The sequence below is a fragment of the Streptococcus penaeicida genome (assembly GCF_002887775.1).
Lineage (GTDB): Bacteria > Bacillota > Bacilli > Lactobacillales > Streptococcaceae > Streptococcus > Streptococcus penaeicida.
Window position 1 is genome coordinate 236,628 of sequence record NZ_LOCM01000015.1, and the last position, 19,474, is coordinate 256,101.

Consider the following 19,474-nt stretch of genomic DNA (forward strand, 5'->3'; position numbering starts at 1 on the left):
AAAGATTTGTCATCCTCGTCTTTTTAATTTTTAGGACGAGGCTTGAAAGGGGTAACTGCCTTTTTCTTTTCAATATCTGGCTGACACAAAATATCAAGACAAACGCAAACAAGTGAGCTTGTCTGTATTTGCCTTGATGAAAGTCGATTATCCAATCATGAGACTGAAAGATTATTTCATAACATTACGGGTTAATTTCCATTGACGGTAATCGTCAATGTCCTTATTAACCATCTTCCAGCAAGCCCCTACTACTAGGGCATCATCTAATTGACCAAGGAATGGAATCCAATCCGGAATCAGGTCAATTGGTGACAAGAAGTAAATAAGTGCACTGATAATGGCCAAGATTGTTCCTCGTGGCACACGTGTATAGTCCTTCTTCAGATAAGAACGAACCATACTAATAAAAATTGGCAATAATTTTAATTCTTGTCGAATAAAAGGAATCCACTTAAGGCGTTTTTCCACTTTATCTAAGAAAGAATCCATCTTAGCATCGTCTTTTAATAAAGAGTCTGCTTTCTGATATCCTTTTTGCAACTCATCCATAGCTTGTTTTGAATTGATACGTTTTTTCATTCTTTTTCCCTCGTTTTTTTTAATAGTTTCTCTAACTTAACGGTTCTAAGGTAAGCTTAGCTTACTTACCCTTATTTTATCATAAGTTGGAAATAATATTAAAAGAAAACTACGATGAAATAATAGCATGAAGAAATGACTTAAGGCTTACAGCTATGAAATGACTATTTAATCAAAAACGGTATTCTCTTCCAAAGTAAATGTGACGTTGTCTTCAATCCATTGGCGGCGAGGGGCAGCTTTATCCCCCATAAGGACAGATACGCGTCGCTCAGCACGCGCCAAATCATCTATGGTGACGCGAATCAAGGTTCTGGTTTCTGGATCCATGGTTGTTTCCCACAATTGATCGGCATTCATCTCACCCAGACCTTTATAGCGCTGAAGCATGGCACCTTTGCCAAACTCTTTGCGCAGATCATCCAATTCCCCATCGGTCCAAGCATATTTAACTTTTGCTGTTTTCCCTTTACCTTTAGACATTTTATAAAATGGCGGCAAGGCAATATAAACATGACCTTCTTCAACTAACGGTCTCATATAGCGATAAAAGAAAGTCAAAAGCAAGGTCTGGATGTGAGCCCCATCAGTATCGGCATCGGTCATGATGATGACTTTATCGTAGTTGATATCCTCAATACTGAAGTCCGCACCTACACCCGCTCCAATAGTGTGAATCATGGTATTGATTTCCTCATTTTTGAGAATATCAGCCATTTTGGCTTTTTCCGTGTTCAAAACCTTACCACGAAGGGGCAAAATTGCTTGGAATTTGCGGTCACGACCTTGTTTAGCAGAACCGCCGGCCGAATCTCCCTCGACTAAGTAAAGTTCATTTTTCTTTGGATTTTTGGATTGGGCTGGGGTTAATTTCCCAGAAAGCAGGCCTTTGTCCTTTTTATTTTTCTTACCGTTACGAGACTCATCCCGAGCCTTACGTGCGGCTTCGCGAGCGTCACGAGCTTTGATGGCTTTACGGACTAAATTCGTCGCTAATTCACCATTCTCAAGCATGAAGTAAGTTAATTTTTCAGACACAATGCCATCGACAATTGGACGAGCCAATGGGCTACCCAATTTGTCTTTAGTTTGCCCTTCAAACTGCAAGTGTTGCTCGGGAACAAGTATGGAAAGGACAGCTGACAGACCCTCTCGGTAGTCAGAACCTTCTAAGTTCTTGTCTTTTTCCTTAAGCAAATTGGTTTTGCGAGCATAATCATTCATGACTTTCGTGATGGCAGACTTCAAACCAGTTTCATGACTACCACCATCTTTAGTCCGAACATTGTTAACAAATGAGAGGATATTATCAGAAAAACCATCATTGTATTGAAGGGCAACCTGAACTTGGAAATCCTGATCTTCACCTTCAACATAGATGACTGGTGTTAAGGTTTCTTTGTCTTCATTAAGGTATGATACAAAATCCTGAACCCCATTTTCATAGTGGAATTCTTCTGTAATTGGTTCTTCTCCTCTGAGGTCTGTCAGTGTCATTTTGACATCTTTGAGAAGGAAGGCTGATTCTTTAAGCCGCTCTGCTATGGTATTAAATTTAAAATCAGTGGTTGAAAAGATACTAGCGTCAGGCATGAAGGAAACCGTTGTGCCGCTCTTACTCTTAGGAGCAGTCCCAATTTTCTTCAGTGTTGTTGCTGGTTTTCCACCGTTCTCAAAGCGCTGCTTATAAACCGCACCATCACGAGTAATTTCGACTTCTAACCATTCGGAAAGAGCATTTACAACGGAAGATCCAACCCCGTGCAACCCACCTGAGGTTTTGTAGCCCCCTTGTCCGAACTTACCTCCGGCATGGAGAACAGTGAAGATAACTTGAACAGTAGGTATGCCCATGGCGTGTTTACCAGTCGGCATCCCACGACCACTATCGGCAACAGTTACGGAACCATCAGCATTAATAGTAACTTTAATTTCTGTACCAAAACCAGATAGTGCTTCATCGACTGCATTGTCGACAATTTCCCAAATCAGATGGTGTAGACCAGTGGCATCTGTTGAGCCGATGTACATCCCCGGGCGTTTACGTACGGCATCTAGGCCTTCTAGCACCTGAATGGCATCATCATTATAATTTGTTATGGATATTTCTTTTTTAGCCAAGAGTGTCCTCCAGATTTTTTCATCTTTATCATCTTACAAGTTTTTTAAGGATTTTGCAAAAAAATTTTTTATTTTCTTATTTTGGCGAGCTTCAATTACAGCTTAAAGGCTTTATGGTATAATATAAATTATGAAAATATCATTATTAATCATCATCGCCTATTTACTAGGTTCCATCCCAACAGGACTCTGGATTGGCCAGTATTTTTACAAAATTAACCTTAGAGAACATGGTTCTGGAAACACTGGTACTACCAATACGTTTCGCATTTTAGGAGTCAAAGCTGGACTAGCCACCTTAGCCGTTGATATCCTTAAAGGGACAGTCGCTACCCTCTTGCCATTAGCTCTTGGGGTCACAAGTATCTCTCCCATTATCTTTGGATTTTTTGCGGTCTTAGGCCATACTTTCCCAGTCTTTGCTAAATTCAAAGGGGGCAAGGCCGTCGCAACTAGTGCAGGTGTCATTTTAGGATATTCACCGCTCTATGTCCTTTTCCTTGCTCTTTTCTTTGTGCTAATCCTCTACTTATTCAGTATGATTTCTTTAGCCAGCATCACCACAGCAATCCTGGCAGCCATTACAGTCTTGGTCTTTCCAAGAATGCATTTCCTGCTGGACAAACCAGACCCGGTACTCCTGCTCATTGTCATCTCCCTAGCCGCAATCATTATCTACCGGCATAAAGATAACATACAACGCGTCAAGGATAAATCGGAAAACTTGGTACCCTGGGGGCTTAACCTCAGCCATCAGAAAAAAGATTAAAGCAAAAGCAATTCCCTTTCGCATGAAAGGGAATTTTTATATTTGTTGATTCTGCTAGCGCAGCTCATATCATGCTTGGTAAACGATTTGCCCATCTGCGATGGTGTAGACCACTTTGCCCTTCAAGGTTTCGCCGATGAAGGGCGAGTTGCTGGCCTTAGAGGCAAAATCTTCGGAGATGTAACGGTCTGCTTTGGGATCGAAAATAACTAAGTCTGCTGGGCCATTTTCCGCCAAATAACCGGCATCAAAGGCATATAGGGAGGCAGGGTTAATGGTCATCTTCTCTAAGAGTTCCATCAGCGTCAAGTGACCGGGTTCAACCAAGTGGGTAATACCCAAAGATAAGGAAGTTTCGAGGCCAGTCATGCCAGATGGAGCTTCCCAGATTTTCGCAACAGCCTTGTCGTCCTTATGATGAGGCGCGTGGTCGGTAGCGATGACCGAGATAACGCCTGATTTCAAACCTTCAATAACAGCTTGCCGGTCGCTCTCACGGCGTAATGGTGGGTTCATCTTGGCATTGGCACCAGCTTCTAGCAAGAGGTCCTCTGTTTTAGAAAAATGTTGAGGAGCAACTTCTGCCGTAACCTGCGCACCCATACTTTGGGCAAAAGCCACCACTTTAACTGACTCAGCCTTGGACAAGTGCTGAATATGAACATGAGCCTGGCAATCATAAGCAATCATGGCATCACGCGCAATCATGCTATATTCAGCCACGCCAGTCGCCCCGCAAAAATGAAAATGCTTTTCAGCGATGTCCTCGTTAAAGCCCAAAACGCCATTCAGCTCAGGGTCTTCCTCATGTAAGGCAATAAAGGTGCCATTTTCTTTGGCCAATAGCAAAGCCTCTTTCAGCACTTTTGAAGACTCCAGTGGAATACCATCATCAGAAAATGAGACCGCCCCGCCCGCCAGCAAAGCTTTAAAATCAGTAAGGTTCTGGCCATCAAAACCTTTGGTCACACTAGCATTCGTGTAAATATGAATGGACTCTTTAGCTGCGCTAGTCAAGACTTCTTCAAGGGTTTCAATATCAGAAATAACCGGATTGGTATTAGCCATCATGACCACCGAAGTCACACCACCCGCAGCCGCAGCCAAGGCACCCGTATGAATATCTTCCTTGTGGGTTTGACCAGGTTCTCTAAAATGGACATGTATGTCCACCAAACCAGGAGCAACCACTAAACCACTGGCATCAAGCACTTGCGCTTGTGGCTCAGTAATTTCTTCGGCAATTTTGAGGACTTTTACATCAGAAACTAGGATATCACGAACAGCATCAAAGCCTGTTTTAGGATCCATTAGACGACCATTTTTAATCAGTAACATGACAACTCCTTATTAATAAGTCACTTAAGCTAACCAGTTGATGGGACTTAAAGCATTTGCTTCTAAAAAAGCATTGGTTTTGGAATAGGGACGACTACCAAAGAAACCTCGGTAGGCAGATAAGGGACTAGGATGGGCACTTTCCAAGATTAAATGATGAGAGTTCGTAATCAATTTCTTCTTTTTCTTAGCAAAGCCACCCCAAAGGATAAAAACGACAGGGCTTTCTTTTTCATTAGCTAGCTCAATAACAGCATCGGTAAAGGTCTCCCAAATCAGTCCTGCATGAGCATTAGCATCATGTTCAGGAACCGTCAAACAGGCATTCAATAAGAGCACACCCTGCCTAGCCCAAGACATTAAATCATGGTGATTTCTTGGCCCAATATCCGTAGCTAATTCCTTAAGCATATTTTGCAAAGATGGCGGAGCCTTCATCTGGTCAGGTACGGAAAAAGATAAACCTTGTGCCTGACCTGGACCGTGGTAAGGGTCTTGACCAAGAATAACCACCTTGGTTTCTTCATAAGGCGTTTCTTCCAAAGCCCGAAAAACATTTTCCCTTGCTGGATAGATCCTTCCTTCCGAATAGACTTGATCCAAAAAGCGGTCAATTTCTTTTAAATAGTCAGGACTTAATTTTGCTGCTAATTTTTCTTGCCAAGTGGATTCTATCATGCTGGTCCTTTCTGTAAAACCTTAATAGGATATGCCCTCTTAGCTCATATTTTAGCACAAAAGACAGATAAAAACCCTAGAAATCTGAATTTCTAAGGTTTTTATTCGTCTTTTAACTGGGAATCTGTAATTTGCCTTCAAGATGGGTTTGAAAATTTTCAAAAAGATAACACAGAACCCAATAGATAAAAGCAACTAGAATATACATGGACATATAATCCCATTCCCGACCGCCAACAATTTTAGCATTTTGAAAGATATCAGGAACGGTTATCATTGCGGCTAAAGAAGAACTCTTTATCATATCAATAACCACATTTCCAAGAGGTGGAATAGCAATTCGAATGGCTTGTGGTAAAATGACTTTCTGAATCACCGTTCTTTGAGGAAGTCCTAAAGCTTTAGCTGCTTCCCATTGACCTGCATCAACAGCATTAATAGAGGAACGAAAAATCTCTGAAATATAGGCCGAGCTAACTAAACTAAAGCCTATATAAGCACATAAAAGTGCTGGGAGTTGTAAATTAAAATAAGGCATCCCAAAATACAACATAAAAAGTACCACAATCATCGGTACGCCCCGCATGATTGAAACGTAAATCTTAACCATACGACTTATGATAGGATTTTTTGACCTTCCAAATATAGCCAATAAAATGCCCAGGGTGACACCCGTTAAAAAGCTTAATCCTGCAATGCCAATTGTATATGGTAGACCTGATAGGACAAACCAAAGACTATCTTTCATTAAATGAAAATCAATAAATTTCATTGGTCATTATCCATTTCTAATGCATTATTCAACGTCAGAAACGTCGATTTTCTTAAAGTCATATTTCTTTTCTTTTGAAACATCTTGACCAGCAAAGAATTTTTTAGAAAGTTTTGTCAAGGTCCCATCTTCTTTCATTTCCTTAAGAACTTTATTGACTTTATTTTGAAGTGTTTTATTGCCTAATTTAATCGCAAAGTTTGATTCAGAAGGATTATAGTAAACATCTTTTAAAACTTTCACTGGGATATCTGGTAATGCTTTGCTTGCCATTGATTGCAGATAAAAATCGTTTAAGATAACATCTGTTCTACCGTTAGCGACATCTTCTAAATAAACATCATTTGTGACATTATCATAAATGACCAATTCAGCACCAAATTTCTTAGCAACTTTCATATATGAAGTCGTTGAAGCCCCAGCAGCTTTTTTGCCTTTTAAATCTTCAAGTTTTTTAATACCTGAATCGTCAGATTGACGTACAATCATCGAACCAAATGAGTATTTGTGGGCATCAGTATATAAAAACTTCTTAGCGTTTTTACTATCTTTTTCAATAGAGTAGCCAGCAATATCTACTTGACCACTATTTAAAGATGAAAGCATTCCGTCAACACCCATCTCAGTAAATGTTACTTTTAAGTCTAAACGTTTTGCAACTTCTTTAATGATTTCAACATCATAACCAGTCAATTTGTTTTGCTTATCATGAAATGATTGCGGATAAAGGGTTCCAGCCGTGGCTACTTTCAATTCACCTTTTTTTTCAATTTTGTCCCATTGGGCCTGGCCTTGATCGTCTTTATTAGAAGAACAAGCACTCAAAAAAACAACTGAAAATGCTAAAGCAATAAGTGTATACCATTTTTTCATTAGAAAAAAAATACTCCTTTTATTTGATAATCTAAGTATATCATTAGAGCTGTCAAATCAGGGCTGGTAATGCTTACACAAAACAAGAACCTATCCTATAATAGATTCTTATTTCTATACTAGATTAGTTTTTTTGACCAAAATAGCCAGTGTCTTCAAATTGCTGAGCCAAGGCCAAAAGTAAATCCTCTCGCCCTTTTGCGGCCATAAACTGCATGCCTAGTGGGTATTTTTCCTCTAGGGAATAAAGTGGTAAGCTAATGGCTGGCTGACCAGTCAGATTAGCCAGAGGAGTATATGGGTTCAGGCTAGGCCTTTGTCGAACATGTCCCAAAGCAGTTGCAATTGCTCCTTGTTAGAATAGATTTCCGCATTTGCCAGCTGCGCCATCACATCAGGCTCTGGGGTTAATTGCTCATGCAAGGGAGCTTTAGCAAATGTCGTTGGTGTCAACAAGAGGTCAAATTCCTCGTGGAAAGCATGCATTTGGGCACTGTAACGATCCCAAGCCGATAAAACTTTGGAATAGTCTTTGGCTTTCAAGTTTTGACCTGCTTGATAAATAGCCCAGGTCATGACTTCCATATCATCTTTAGTGACCGAACGACCTAGAGCTGATTCAATACCATCAAACATGGCTGCTGTTTCTGCCGCATTCATAAAATAGTAATCCTGCATAACTTTTGTCATATCAAGAGGTAAAGCATCGATTTCGACCACTTGATGACCTAATTCCATTAAGCTTGCCTTAGTTTTTGCCAATGCTTTTAACAAGTTATCACTTAAGGGCTGGCCCTCATAATCTGAATGTAAGAGAGCAATCTTTAGTCCTTCTGCTTTGCTCTCAAAGACCTCCTCTTTGGTTAACAAAGGTAGAGGAAAAGGGCTTTCCATCTGACAATCTTGCAAATGGTAAAACAAGGCTTTTGTATCACCAACACTTTTGGTCAGGGCAAAATGGACAGAAGCCCCTTGCCAGCCCCGATATGAATCGGGTCCAGCCGGAATCCGACCACGACTAGGTTTTAAGCCTATTAAACCGTTAAAGGATGCTGGAATCCTGATAGAACCACCACCATCACTGGCTGCGGCTAAAGGAACTACACCTGCTGCTACCAAAGCTGCAGAGCCACCCGAGGAACCTCCCGCATTGCGGTTATGGTCCAAAGGGAAATTAACAATTCCATTACTTGAGCTATCTGAAATATTCTTAAATCCAAATTCTGGGGTATTGGTATTGCCTAAAATAATGAAACCTAGTGCTTGTAATCGCTCAACCAAGGTAATCGACTTTTGAGCGACATAATCTTTAAAAAGCAGGGATCCTGAGGTTGATTTGAGGCCTGCCATATTTTGCCCTAAATCCTTGATAAAGATAGGCACACCAGCAAAAGGCAAGTCAGAAAAATCACGCTCACGCGCTTCTTGGCGAGCTAATGCATAGCGCTCTGATACGATAGCATTCAAGGTTGGGTTTAAAGCGTCAGCCTGGGCGATGGCTGCTTCAACTAACTCACTTGGGCTAATTTCACCCGCTCTGACTGCCTGGGCCATTGCGTAAGCATCTGGGAACTGAGAATAATCAAACTTTACCAATCAAAGTCACCTCTTCTGTCTCTAAAATATGATCAGCTATGGCGTCGTAGAGCTCATTCAAATAAAAGCCATTGGCCAAATCCAGTCCTGAATCTAGGGCATAAACCTTGAGCTGATACTTATGATCTTTATCTGGTGGCTTAGGGCCAATATACTGTTGATCAATGACCTTGACGGCGTCACCAAGAAACTTACTGGTCAAACTGTTTTTACCCTCCAGATGCTCTTTGTCTTTGCGTGAGAAATCAGCTGGGATTTGGGTCTGAAAAATTGGCACATTAGCCACAAGCCAATGGATATAAGGGAAGCCACAGACGGGAACGGCATCATAGTCTATAAAGGTCCATGCTAGGCTCTTAGTGCCCGCTGGCAAATCCTTAACAGTGAATGGGAAAGACAGAACCGCCATCCCTTCAATGGTATCCGAAGCTCCTTTAGCGTAGATATCATCTAAAACATTGCCTGAAAAAGTGTGTTCAATTCTCATAATCTAAGCCTCCATGATAAAGTCTAACAATTATACAGGAATTGCTTCTGTATAAACCAGTTTATTATCTAAATCGAAATAGCTACAAGTTTTGGCCAACAAATCAACATCCCACTTATAAATGCCTGACGCTGCAGTGTCCTGACAGAAAGTTGGAAAATCCGTTTCTTGCTTTTGGTGTTTGCGCAATTGTTGAATAAAGTAGTCCTCATCAACCCTTCCCGCAACACTCTCTACTCGATAAGCCGGTAGTTCAACTTCTTGTCCCTCAGCTGTCTGGTAAGTAGCCTGCCCTTCTTTAATATTGACTGTATTAGCCACAATTCCCATCTCCAAAAATGCCTTAACCAGCCCAGGAAAATCATTACCTGAAAACAGCTCTTGAGCAGCCATAATCATTTCTTTAGTAAGCATTATTTTCTCTCCATTTCTCCCTTTATTTAAACACAATGTTTAAAAGATTGCCAATTGCTGACTTGCCAATTACTGGACGTCACTAGGTTTGTCATGGCGTAAGGCGGTCCAATAAAAAGCCACTTCCTGGTAACCTTGGTGTTGGTACATGTCTCGATTGACTTCTTCAGAAATTAAGATAGCTGACTGAAAGTCACGACTGGCCTCACGTTGTAAAGCGGAGCCAATGCCTCGTCCTCTGTAGTCTTCCAAAAGTGAAAAGTCGTCAATTTCGATGTAGTCACCGTATTCCCAAGCCGTCACATCACCCACCAACTTTTCGCCATCAATGGCCAAGTAAATCTGCGAGCCCTCTTCCTGCAAATGTTCCTGATCCCAGTCATACATCTGCTTAGCATAAGCCTGACCATACTCCAAGCGTTGCTGGTACTTGTAGTCCAGATAATCCTTGAAGTAGGCCGGAGTCAACTTCTCAATCCGAATGTCACCAATGTCTTTCTCTGATAATTTCAGATTTTCTAAAGGACAGGTAAAAATAATATGCTTTTCAATAGCAAACGTCTCAGCCTCCAAAAAGCCTTTCATATCATCACTCATAGCAGCATCTTCAGGGAAAAAGACCATTGCAAAATCCAAAGGATAGTCCTTCTGCTCTTCCTTAATAGTCGCCAAATCTTCCCGCAAAAGCTCAAGCGAAGGCATTTTCTTATAATCAATATAATTAGAATAAAAACGACTGGCTAAAGCCTCATCCTTAAAACGATAAAATCTGTCATTTTCATAAAAAACTTCACTATAATCCGTCAAAATTTCTTTGTAGGTCATACCATTCTCCAGTCTTGAAATTTCTTTAATTATATCATGTTAAGGACAAAAGGACTGATATTATCATTATCCTTACAAAAATAAAAAAAGAACTGACAGCATCAGCTCTTTCAAGTATAGACCTAAGTACTATACCCCCATTCGTTAATAAAATATTAACATGAATCAAAATTTTACTCAAGCTGACAAAAAAGTCGTCTTTTTTTCAAGAAATCATTCTCACCCGAGTCCTCAAGGCCAAAACTGGAGAACATGTTTTAGGATTTTCTAATTATTCAAGATCCATTTACTCTTTTACTTTCGAAATCTTCTTAGCTTGCTAATTCCTTAAAAGCAATTAAATGTCTAGATAGAACAGTATTTGCGACTTGATCATGAAAGAGGTCAGATACAACTTCCCAAACTTCTAGACTTTTATAACTTTTGGGAGTATTATTTTCTGAAAATTTTTTAGTATAAAGTTTTGTCATCAACCTACCTCCTTAACTTAATAATATAAAACATAAGCCGCAAAAATAACAGGAATATATTGACCGATTTCATAAAAATTTTGCTTATTTTCACTCAAAAATAACAGAGAGTAATTTATTTACAGAGGCTTCACCGTCAACTGGGCGAGCAAAGCGAGCCACTGATGATATTTTCCGCCGTGGTGATAGTAACTGAAACAATCGTTTCAGTTGAAGGGGATTTTTTTGACAACTTTGGCAAAAAAATAAGTCATGGAATCACGCAGTGTTGGAAGAAACTGTACCACAGTTTCTCTCATTTCCTTCAACAGTCACTCCCCTGACTGTTGAAGTGCCCCCACCACTTAAGGAAAATATCAAAAAAAATAAAGATATCAAACAAAAAATTCGTCAATTTTGCATAAAAACACAGTTTCTACCGAGTCCTCAACGCCAAAACGGCGAGCAAAGCGAGCAATCCTAATGATACTTTTCTAGTAGTTGAAACCATACTACCAAATAATTGGTAGTATGGTCGGAAAAATGAAGACGAGCATAATGATTATAAAAGGCTGGCTTCATTTTTAGGAATGGAATTTAAAACGCAGTTTTAAAGTCGCTTCCGCCCGAACCTCATAGAAAAGTATCAAAAAATGAAAATTTCTTTATAAGAAAGATATCAAAAAAGATACCTTTCATCCGAAAAGTATCTTTGGTTTGTAAAACCAAAGGCTTTACAAGCCTTTAGTTTTGCCAGTTTTCTTGGTCTTGCTTGAATTTTTCCAGCAAAGCTAAACCGTCAGCATCAATAAAGCCTTTATCTTTAGCAACTTGAATCAGTTCTGTATAGTGTGAGAGAGTTAGTAGCTCAATACCAGCTTTATCAAAGTTGGCTTCTGCCTTTGGCAATTCATAAGTGAAAATAGCAACAACACCGAGTACTTCTGCTCCATCACGAATAGCGGCTGCTGCGGCATCAAGAACTGAACCTCCAGTTGAAATCAGGTCTTCGATGATAACCATTTTTTGGCCCTTAGTTACGCGCCCTTCGATTTGGTTGCCAGCACCGTGATCTTTTGGTTTACTGCGGATATAGGCGAATGGCAATTCCATCTTGTCAGCGATGATGGCACCGTGAGGAATCCCTGCTGTTGCAGTCCCAGCGATCACTTCAACTTCTGGATAGTGGGCTTTAATGGTTTCAACAAAGCCATTCTCAATCAAAGTACGCGTCTTTGGATAAGATAAAGTAATGCGGTTATCCGTATAGATTGGTGATTTAATGCCTGATGCCCAAGTAAATGGCTCTTCAGGTTTAAGGTAAACAGCTTCGATTTCTAATAGGTCTGCAGCGATGTCTTGTGCTAAAGTCATGATTGTCTCCTTCAAATATTAGTATAAGTCTTAGGCGTTCCACTCGGCTTTAATAGCGTGGTAGGCTTCCAGTGGGTTCTCAGCTTGTGTAATGGGACGACCAACAACAATGTAGTCAGAACCGATAGCCTTAGCTTCTTGTGGCGTCATAACTCGTTTTTGGTCCCCAATCTCAGAGCCTGTCGGACGAATCCCTGGCGTCAAGCAAACAAAGCCCTCAGGTGTTACTTCCTTAATAGCCTTAACTTCATGAGCCGAACATACCACACCATCAAGCTTAGCTTCAGCTGTTTTCTTAGCGTAATGGAGAACTGAGTCAATCAAACTTGTTTGGATATTTTGATCCTCACGCATCTGCTCTTCACTGGTTGAGGTTAATTGGGTTACGGCAATTAAAATCGGCCCTTGACCAAGACCCTCACGAGCAGCTTGGAGCATATCAACCCCACCCGCAGCTTGAACAGTAGTCATATCAATGCCCATCTTAGCCAAAACGCGCATAGTTGATTTGACAGTATTAGGAATATCATGCAGTTTCAAATCAAGAAATACACTGTGACCAAGATCTTTCACATAACGAACAATCTCAGGACCTACAGCATAATAGAGTTCCATACCAATTTTAACGTAAAGTTTTTCTACTTTGGGAAAAAGATCTAAAAAGGCTTTAAATTCCTCAAAATCAGGAAAGTCTAGGGCAATAATGGGACGTGCTTCACGCATAAATAATTCCTTTCTGGACATAAGCTACAAAAAAACCTTACTTCCACAGAAGCAAGGTTACAGAAAATAAAGAGCAGACTGCTCCCCTCATTAACGTGTAAACCTTGTAGACTCTCTGGACTTGATTAAAGGTATCTCATTTTTCTCATTATAGCCTATTTTGGTATAGCTGTCAAAAAAATTTAGAAGAATCAGCCAAACATTCGGAAATAGGCAATAATGAGACAGAGATATGAGAAAAAACCAATCAAAAAGATTGGCTTTAGCATGTTTTATTGAATATGTTCGGGACTAAATTGAGCCTCTGGTGACATGTGTTTTGGACTATGATAATGTTTGCGGAATGCTTCTTCCTCGATGTTAACCATTTTGATTTGTTCAAACATAACCGGTGGAACTGGTACTTCTTTCAAAGACATGGCAATAATTTTCAAAGATGAAAAGACATCAATGAGAACACCAAAAACACGAATCCGATTATCCCCTAAAATAGCTTGGAAAACCTTTTTAGATTGACAAAGATTTATTAGCTCATCAAGTCCTTTAACCCATTTTTCAACAATTTGAAGGGTTTTATTCATCAACTTAAAGGCTTTTTCTTCATACCAAAAAGTGGATTCTATCAACCGTTGTTGTTTATCCAGGCCATCAATAGCTTTAACGAGGTCACCTAATTCAGACTGAACAAGTGCTGGCGAGAAATTTGCCCCCAAAATAGAAGGCGTTCTTTCCACCAATAAAAGCTCATCTTTAAAAAGTGTCAAATAGTGAATACTGACCAATAATTTTTGAATTAAAACTTTGTGACCATCTTGTTCAGTTACACTCATACGACACCATCCTTTACAGCTACTTATACGCGAAAACTATATTATTAATATAACACAAGAAAATTAAAAGGGCAATGCTATTGCATGATAATGTCGTGACAAAAACAACCGCTCTTTCCCTTAATTTAGAGGAAAAGTAATGCGAAGATTACTTTTTTGTAAAATTTTAATCTTCTAATTCTTTGAGCGGTAATTTAGAGAGTCTTTGTAAATCTTGTTTGTATATTTTTTCTAGTTTATCATGTATAATCTCAATGTTCATATCAACACTATCTAATTTCTCTAAGACATCATTCTTGCTTAACTCATCTTGAAGATTTAAATAATTTTCAAGACAATTAGTATAGCGACAAACTTCTCTCATCTTATTTTCATATGCTAAAGCTAAAAATGGTATTGCATTCTTAGCAGCAAGCACAATACTATGATATCTCATACCTACCATAAATCGGAGTTTTGAAATAGCTGCATCATACTCATCTGAAGTTTTAATGTCATTTCGATATACAATTTTAGAACTTGATAACCCAGTTTCAACTAATTTAGAGACTACTTGATTAATATATGAAGTTTCAGGTTCTTCACCTATGTGAGGAATTACATCAATTGAATAATTATTTTTTTGACAGAATTCAGAGATCGCTGGAATGATATTATTCAATACTTCTTCTGACATATTTCTACCTTTAAACTCAGGATGCCAATCAAGTAATGTAACTACTAAACCAATTTTTGACAAATCTCTTTCTGCAGTTATTGGATCAAGTGAAAATGCTGTATCCACTCCGAGTTCTGAATTTAAACCTAATGATTGTAAATAATCCTTACTTCTTTGTTCTCTAACATATAATTTTGATTTCCGTAAAACTTTTGTGGCAAGAAAATCAAATAATTTATTACCACTTGCATTAATCGTATTTAGACAAAAGATTGGAGTTTTATTTTCTTTTATAACAAAGAGTAATCGGATTAAAAAAGCCCAATCCTTATAAATACCAATACTTGCTCCACATGGTGTAACATAAATATAATCAGCTTCTCTAATAGTTTCAACCATATCTTTCATAACTTTATTGTTTAAAGCATACTTATTGAAAGGAGTTTTTCTAAATAATAAATAATTTAATATGCCAACTTTACCAGCATTCTTTAGCCTCAAGTCTTCATTCCTATGTTTGATTTTCGGATCGTCAATATCAAGTTTATAGGCAGAATTATATATAATGTCTATTTGATCAATTTTGGGATTTTTTAGTAGATTTTTTACTAAAGCTGTACCTGCCGCTTCATCCCCTCTGTTCTCGGTATATTGATTAATAACTATTGCTTTCACTAAATTCTCCCTTTTAAATTATTTATGACGCTTAAAACAATATTTTTATTTGAATATAAAAAAATGAAAATTGTAACTAATAATATAAGTATTTGTACAGTTAAATTACTATACAAAATAACTATTGAAAAACTAGACAATGCTATGATTCCGATAATCGAGAATAAAATAATTCTCTTGACATTAAATAAGCTATCTAATTTTTTTAATCTCATAACGAACATAATAATATAACTAATCATAGTCGAGATGGCAGCAGCATAAATTCCAATAAATTTTATTAATAAGAAATTTAGAAGTAAGTTAGCAACTGCTCCTACTACTGTTGTTAATCCATTTGTTTTTGAATCCATATTACCTAAAAGAATTCCACCAAAATATTGAGCTAGGTTTAAAAAAACAGTGGCAAGAATAAGTATTGGAACAATATAAATTCCTCCAATATATTCATGTCCGAGAAAATATTTATAGAGAAATGGCGTTATAGCTACAATACATAAGGCACTGGAAAAAAGAAATAAAAATAACTGTCTAAAAGTACTGTTGTAAAACTCCCTTCTTTTCTCAATATGATCTTTTGCAGAAGTTATCGCACTTTGTTGCCAAGCTAAATTAAAAATACTATAAAATACAGCAATTAAGGTCGGAATTTTTGTACTAACAGCATAAATTCCATTCATACTACTACCTAAAAATATTTTAATTATTGTTCTATCAGATACGTTCGTTACCCACCAAGATATTGCATTCGGGAGCAACGGTAATGAGTATAAAAGTAGCATTTTAAAGACATCAAAATCAATTGTTTTATTATTATAATTCAAGTATAGTTTTTTTGAAAAAATGATAGTTAATGCTGTAGTAAGATAAGCTAGACCAAATGCATATAGGAGACCATCTACTCCCAATCGTAATCGATATACAAGTACGAATGAAAAAACAATTGTTGCAATTCCACAGAAGATATTAGCTATTGAATAACTCTTTAATTCATTTCTACCTCGCAAATACTCTGTTGAATAAACTTGTAAAGCAAACATTGCAGTACAAAAAGTAAATGAAAGATGGTACTGAAAATCAACTAATGTTCCAAATATTATTGAAAAAATAATTGAGTTCATTAAAACAAATAGTATACATGTTCTAAAATAAACATCCCCTTTTACTTTGTCATCTAGTGTATAACGTAATACAGCTTGTTCTAATTGTAAAGTCAATATAGGAACAATTAGAGAGACATAACTAAACAAAAGGTCATAGTCACCATACTGTGAAGGAGTTAGCCAAATTGTAAACAGTGGAACTAATAAGAACGATATAGCTTTAGTGAAAATATTTCCAATACCAATAATAATGGTATTTTTAAATAATTCTTTTTTTCTATCCACTACTTGCCTCTTCCATATACTAAATTAATTCTTAATATTAAACTAAATATCAATGCCATCAGAACATTCATTACAGTTACTTTTAAGGTGAAAACATTGGCAAAGAAAGACATAAAAATTGCAACCGTTGTCGCTGCATATAAGAAGAAAGACCCAAAGTTTTTATTTATTTTGAATGCTTCATAGCTAGATCTTGAAATTAAACCACAGAAAAATGTCATTACATAAGCAAATGGTACTCCACCATCCTGGATAAAATCCTGAAACATAGTACCAGTAGTCATTGAAGGAATTGGTAATAAATTTCTCCATTCATCAAGATATGAATAGGTTTGAAGTGAATAAATTCCTTTCAACTTAAGCAATTCTAATATTGAGCCAAATGTTTTTAATCCATAAAGATTATGAGTATCCGAAATAATAAAATGATAAAGATTTTCATAATTAAAAGCTACATATAAGTATGGTTGAGTTAAAAATTTTAGATTAAAAGGAATAGCCATCCTATAAGCACTATACAATGTATCCATCGAAACACCATACATATCTTTATAGACAAATTCAAAAAGAAGAATGAACATTGCTATAATTGCTAACGCTGCCGTTAAAAGTGTTTTTAGCTGTATTTTTTTTCTAAAAGTATTATATGAAATTAAAAATAGTACTAGCATGTAGATTATTTGAAATTTATTCGATAACAATAAAGCTATAAGTACAATTGATGTGCAATAGACCCAAAACATCAATTTTGTTGCATTTTTATTAAATTTATCATATAACAATAATCCAAAAAATGAGGATTGTAAAATTACAATTGTACCCCAACCAGAAACAAAGTATTCTGCTCTATTACCTTTACTAATGGCAGGAGGTGGGCCTAAGACTTCGACCATCTTTACAAAAGAGAAAATTAAAAGAAACCATACAATAAATATTAGAATATTCATTGTTAGTGTAGAATAATCTACAAACTCCTTTTCTTTAGGTTTATGAACCAAACTAGCAGTCTTATCACCAAGATAAAAAATAATGATTAGGGAAAGAATCATAGCTGTAAACCAAATTGGATAAGGTGCTTGTAAAAATGAATATCTTAAAGTTGAAAGAAAATATGTAGACAAAATTAATAAAGAATAAATAATTGATGGTCTTAGTAAGTCCTCAACTTTACCAAATATTAAAAATGCTATATACAAGATTAGTAGAATACCGACAATTATTGACATTATGTTCTCAGCTCCTCTAATATTGATAGTGCTTGACTTGTTTTATCTAATTGAAGCTGCTTATCGTCATTTCTATAAAAAATATTAAGTAGATGGTATCTCATTTTATATGCACTAATCATCCTTTTTAGGGTATTCCTTACTTCTGAGGGACCATAAAATTTATTAACAAATAAAATAATATTTTCAAACATTTTCTTTTGTTTATTATAACTTACGTTTTGGTTTTCACTTGCACCACCAATATGTATTAATGATGAATTAGTTAGATATAATGTTTTCTTATTTAATTGAACTAGAACTTTTTTACAAAGATCCATATCTTCGGTATACATGTAATATTCAGTTGAGAAACCATTAACTGACTTTGCATCAACGGTTCGTAACACCATTTGAGCACCAATTACCCAATCAGGGAAATAATCCTTATTTGTATCATAATAACTCAAAAAATACTTTTTTTTAAAAAAATTTGGAATAATTCTACCAATATGCAAAATGTCAAAAAACATGGTTTTACTATTAGCAAAATTAAAACATGATTGTTGATGACTACCATCTAAATTTTTTAATCGAGATGCAACAATTCCAATTTCTGACCTATTTGAAAGAACATCCATAGAGGTTGAAATAATATCCTCAGTTAAAATGACATCAGGATTCAAGTAGCAAATAAAATCTGTATGCACTAATTTCAATGCTAAATTATTGCCACCCGCAAAACCTAAATTTTCCTGACTCTCAATTAATTTAGTATTCGGGAAATTATGCCTTATTATAGCTACCGTCTTATCTGAAGAATTGTTATCAACCACAATAACTTCGGTATTTTTTGGAGAATACTTATAAAGACTAGCTAAGCAATCTTCAATTTCACTTTCATTATTCCAAGTCACAATAATATATGTAACAGATTTACTCATTGTTATTTCCTTTGTTAACCTCTTGTTGTATTCTTTCAATATCTCTCTTTGAAATATTGATAACTCGTTGGTTTAATATAAAATTAGGAATTAATTTCTTAATTTTCTGTTTATGTTTAGCACTATCACTAAACCACGTGGCAGCATATTGATGAATCATATAAGTATTTTTTGTGATAGTTAATTGTTGCGTATCTGCATTTAAAGGATTGAAATATTCTTGAGGATAAACTTTTAATCCAGGTAATTCTTGAATCTTATTGCTCCAGTTTTTCCCAATTTTTAATCCCTGTTGCATTAGTCCTACAGTATTTGCAGCTGGACAAGGTACTTTATTAAACTTACCATCACCCAAATCAAAAATTCGATATTTATAAATATCTAACATAGATTTTACACAAACATTATTCGCCTCTGCAGCAAACCCAAGACCAGTAGTGGCTTCCATCGGGTTTTGAAATCCAATAAAACCAATCCCATCATCTAATAAAGGTGAGATATCTTTAAGCAATTCAATATCAGTGTCAAGATAAACCCCACCATATTTATAAATTATTTCCAGTCTTGCATAATCTGAAACAAATGCCCACTGTTTTGCTTCATATGCTTCCTTACAATACTGATTATTATTAATATCAAAATTATTCTCATCCCATCTTATAATTTTAAATTCAGGAGCATATGTTTTCCACGTATCAATGTAGTTTTGATATTTTTCTGGTATCGGATTACCACCAAACCAGCAGTAATGAATAATTTTTGGAATCATAATT

The 19,474-nt window shown here is 36.7% G+C and carries 20 protein-coding genes and 1 pseudogene; 2 read left to right on the forward strand and 19 right to left on the reverse strand.

Annotated elements, in window-relative coordinates; genetic code table 11:
* Positions 1–171: 171 nt before the first annotated feature.
* Complete coding sequence (locus AT575_RS04095) at positions 172–582, reverse strand: YkvA family protein (RefSeq protein WP_102777276.1); 411 nt, start codon at positions 580–582, stop codon at positions 172–174.
* Between the two features lie 168 nt (positions 583–750).
* Positions 751–2,703 (reverse strand): DNA topoisomerase IV subunit B, encoded by a 1,953-nt coding sequence (gene parE, locus AT575_RS04100; protein ID WP_102777277.1) that lies wholly within the window; start codon positions 2,701–2,703, stop codon positions 751–753.
* 130 nt (positions 2,704–2,833) lie between these two features.
* Between parE and plsY the strand changes: the two genes are divergently transcribed.
* The gene (gene plsY / locus AT575_RS04105; RefSeq protein WP_102777278.1) at positions 2,834–3,472 is read left to right on the forward strand and encodes a glycerol-3-phosphate 1-O-acyltransferase PlsY; all 639 of its coding nucleotides are present in this window, start codon (positions 2,834–2,836) and stop codon (positions 3,470–3,472) included.
* Between the two features lie 69 nt (positions 3,473–3,541).
* On the opposite strand, the gene AT575_RS04110 is transcribed toward plsY, so the two are convergent.
* From AT575_RS04110 to AT575_RS10610, 9 genes and pseudogenes are all read right to left on the reverse strand, one after another.
* On the reverse strand, positions 3,542–4,810 hold the full coding sequence (locus AT575_RS04110; protein ID WP_102777279.1) for a dihydroorotase: 1,269 nt from the start codon (positions 4,808–4,810) through the stop codon (positions 3,542–3,544).
* A gap of 24 nt (positions 4,811–4,834) precedes the next feature.
* A complete protein-coding gene (locus tag AT575_RS04115) occupies positions 4,835–5,488 on the reverse strand; it encodes a uracil-DNA glycosylase (RefSeq protein WP_102777280.1) in 654 nt (217 codons plus the stop codon).
* Positions 5,489–5,600: 112 nt separating this feature from the next.
* The gene (locus tag AT575_RS04120; RefSeq protein WP_102777281.1) at positions 5,601–6,260 is read right to left on the reverse strand and encodes an amino acid ABC transporter permease; all 660 of its coding nucleotides are present in this window, start codon (positions 6,258–6,260) and stop codon (positions 5,601–5,603) included.
* Between the two features lie 24 nt (positions 6,261–6,284).
* A complete protein-coding gene (locus AT575_RS04125) occupies positions 6,285–7,133 on the reverse strand; it encodes a transporter substrate-binding domain-containing protein (protein ID WP_102777282.1) in 849 nt (282 codons plus the stop codon).
* A gap of 124 nt (positions 7,134–7,257) precedes the next feature.
* Positions 7,258–8,687, reverse strand: a pseudogene (locus tag AT575_RS04130) (amidase).
* 28 nt (positions 8,688–8,715) lie between these two features.
* Positions 8,716–9,216: a YbhB/YbcL family Raf kinase inhibitor-like protein gene (locus AT575_RS04135; protein ID WP_102777283.1), complete on the reverse strand. Its 501-nt coding sequence runs from the start codon at positions 9,214–9,216 to the stop codon at positions 8,716–8,718.
* Between the two features lie 30 nt (positions 9,217–9,246).
* Complete coding sequence (locus tag AT575_RS04140; RefSeq protein ID WP_102777284.1) at positions 9,247–9,630, reverse strand: DUF1398 family protein; 384 nt, start codon at positions 9,628–9,630, stop codon at positions 9,247–9,249.
* 69 nt (positions 9,631–9,699) lie between these two features.
* Positions 9,700–10,455 (reverse strand): GNAT family N-acetyltransferase, encoded by a 756-nt coding sequence (locus AT575_RS04145; protein ID WP_102777285.1) that lies wholly within the window; start codon positions 10,453–10,455, stop codon positions 9,700–9,702.
* 311 nt (positions 10,456–10,766) lie between these two features.
* Positions 10,767–10,925 carry a hypothetical protein gene (locus tag AT575_RS10610; RefSeq protein ID WP_165778642.1) on the reverse strand — a complete coding sequence of 53 codons (159 nt, stop codon included), beginning with the start codon at positions 10,923–10,925 and terminating at the stop codon, positions 10,767–10,769.
* 268 nt (positions 10,926–11,193) lie between these two features.
* Between AT575_RS10610 and AT575_RS04150 the strand changes: the two genes are divergently transcribed.
* Positions 11,194–11,388 (forward strand): hypothetical protein, encoded by a 195-nt coding sequence (locus AT575_RS04150; RefSeq protein ID WP_129587064.1) that lies wholly within the window; start codon positions 11,194–11,196, stop codon positions 11,386–11,388.
* 260 nt (positions 11,389–11,648) lie between these two features.
* Here AT575_RS04150 and pyrE read toward each other — a convergent pair whose 3' ends face one another.
* From pyrE to AT575_RS04190, 8 genes are all read right to left on the reverse strand, one after another.
* Positions 11,649–12,278 carry an orotate phosphoribosyltransferase gene (gene pyrE / locus AT575_RS04155; RefSeq protein ID WP_102777287.1) on the reverse strand — a complete coding sequence of 210 codons (630 nt, stop codon included), beginning with the start codon at positions 12,276–12,278 and terminating at the stop codon, positions 11,649–11,651.
* A 30-nt stretch (positions 12,279–12,308) separates the two neighbouring features.
* Positions 12,309–13,001 (reverse strand): orotidine-5'-phosphate decarboxylase, encoded by a 693-nt coding sequence (pyrF, locus tag AT575_RS04160; RefSeq protein ID WP_102777288.1) that lies wholly within the window; start codon positions 12,999–13,001, stop codon positions 12,309–12,311.
* Positions 13,002–13,273: 272 nt separating this feature from the next.
* Positions 13,274–13,831: a hypothetical protein gene (locus AT575_RS04165; protein ID WP_102777289.1), complete on the reverse strand. Its 558-nt coding sequence runs from the start codon at positions 13,829–13,831 to the stop codon at positions 13,274–13,276.
* A 166-nt stretch (positions 13,832–13,997) separates the two neighbouring features.
* A complete protein-coding gene (locus AT575_RS04170; RefSeq protein WP_102777290.1) occupies positions 13,998–15,164 on the reverse strand; it encodes a polysaccharide pyruvyl transferase family protein in 1,167 nt (388 codons plus the stop codon).
* Positions 15,164–16,552 carry a lipopolysaccharide biosynthesis protein gene (locus AT575_RS04175; RefSeq protein WP_102777291.1) on the reverse strand — a complete coding sequence of 463 codons (1,389 nt, stop codon included), beginning with the start codon at positions 16,550–16,552 and terminating at the stop codon, positions 15,164–15,166. The genes AT575_RS04170 and AT575_RS04175 overlap by 1 nt, the downstream gene beginning before the upstream one ends.
* A complete protein-coding gene (locus AT575_RS04180; RefSeq protein WP_102777292.1) occupies positions 16,552–17,778 on the reverse strand; it encodes an O-antigen polymerase in 1,227 nt (408 codons plus the stop codon). The genes AT575_RS04175 and AT575_RS04180 overlap by 1 nt, the downstream gene beginning before the upstream one ends.
* On the reverse strand, positions 17,778–18,701 hold the full coding sequence (locus AT575_RS04185; protein ID WP_102777293.1) for a glycosyltransferase family 2 protein: 924 nt from the start codon (positions 18,699–18,701) through the stop codon (positions 17,778–17,780). Before AT575_RS04185 ends, AT575_RS04180 begins: the two co-directional genes overlap by 1 nt.
* The gene (locus tag AT575_RS04190) at positions 18,694–19,470 is read right to left on the reverse strand and encodes a glycosyltransferase family 32 protein (RefSeq protein ID WP_102777294.1); all 777 of its coding nucleotides are present in this window, start codon (positions 19,468–19,470) and stop codon (positions 18,694–18,696) included. Before AT575_RS04190 ends, AT575_RS04185 begins: the two co-directional genes overlap by 8 nt.
* Positions 19,471–19,474: the final 4 nt, after the last annotated feature.

Bases quoted from the DNA above. Each gene is read 5' to 3' on its own strand.
- AT575_RS04095 (WP_102777276.1), bottom strand. From the start codon at position 582: ATGAAAAAACGTATCAATTCAAAACAAGCTATGGATGAGTTGCAAAAA.
- AT575_RS04135 (WP_102777283.1), bottom strand. From the start codon at position 9,216: ATGAGAATTGAACACACTTTTTCAGGCAATGTTTTAGATGATATCTAC.
- AT575_RS04190 (WP_102777294.1), bottom strand. From the start codon at position 19,470: ATGATTCCAAAAATTATTCATTACTGCTGGTTTGGTGGTAATCCGATA.
- pyrF (WP_102777288.1), bottom strand. From the start codon at position 13,001: ATGCGTGAAGCACGTCCCATTATTGCCCTAGACTTTCCTGATTTTGAG.
- AT575_RS04145 (WP_102777285.1), bottom strand. From the start codon at position 10,455: ATGACCTACAAAGAAATTTTGACGGATTATAGTGAAGTTTTTTATGAA.
- AT575_RS04115 (WP_102777280.1), bottom strand. From the start codon at position 5,488: ATGATAGAATCCACTTGGCAAGAAAAATTAGCAGCAAAATTAAGTCCT.
- AT575_RS04110 (WP_102777279.1), bottom strand. From the start codon at position 4,810: ATGTTACTGATTAAAAATGGTCGTCTAATGGATCCTAAAACAGGCTTT.
- AT575_RS04185 (WP_102777293.1), bottom strand. From the start codon at position 18,701: ATGAGTAAATCTGTTACATATATTATTGTGACTTGGAATAATGAAAGT.
- AT575_RS04180 (WP_102777292.1), bottom strand. From the start codon at position 17,778: ATGTCAATAATTGTCGGTATTCTACTAATCTTGTATATAGCATTTTTA.
- AT575_RS10610 (WP_165778642.1), bottom strand. From the start codon at position 10,925: ATGACAAAACTTTATACTAAAAAATTTTCAGAAAATAATACTCCCAAA.
- AT575_RS04165 (WP_102777289.1), bottom strand. From the start codon at position 13,831: ATGAGTGTAACTGAACAAGATGGTCACAAAGTTTTAATTCAAAAATTA.
- AT575_RS04125 (WP_102777282.1), bottom strand. From the start codon at position 7,133: ATGAAAAAATGGTATACACTTATTGCTTTAGCATTTTCAGTTGTTTTT.
- AT575_RS04140 (WP_102777284.1), bottom strand. From the start codon at position 9,630: ATGCTTACTAAAGAAATGATTATGGCTGCTCAAGAGCTGTTTTCAGGT.
- AT575_RS04120 (WP_102777281.1), bottom strand. From the start codon at position 6,260: ATGAAATTTATTGATTTTCATTTAATGAAAGATAGTCTTTGGTTTGTC.
- pyrE (WP_102777287.1), bottom strand. From the start codon at position 12,278: ATGACTTTAGCACAAGACATCGCTGCAGACCTATTAGAAATCGAAGCT.
- plsY (WP_102777278.1), top strand. From the start codon at position 2,834: ATGAAAATATCATTATTAATCATCATCGCCTATTTACTAGGTTCCATC.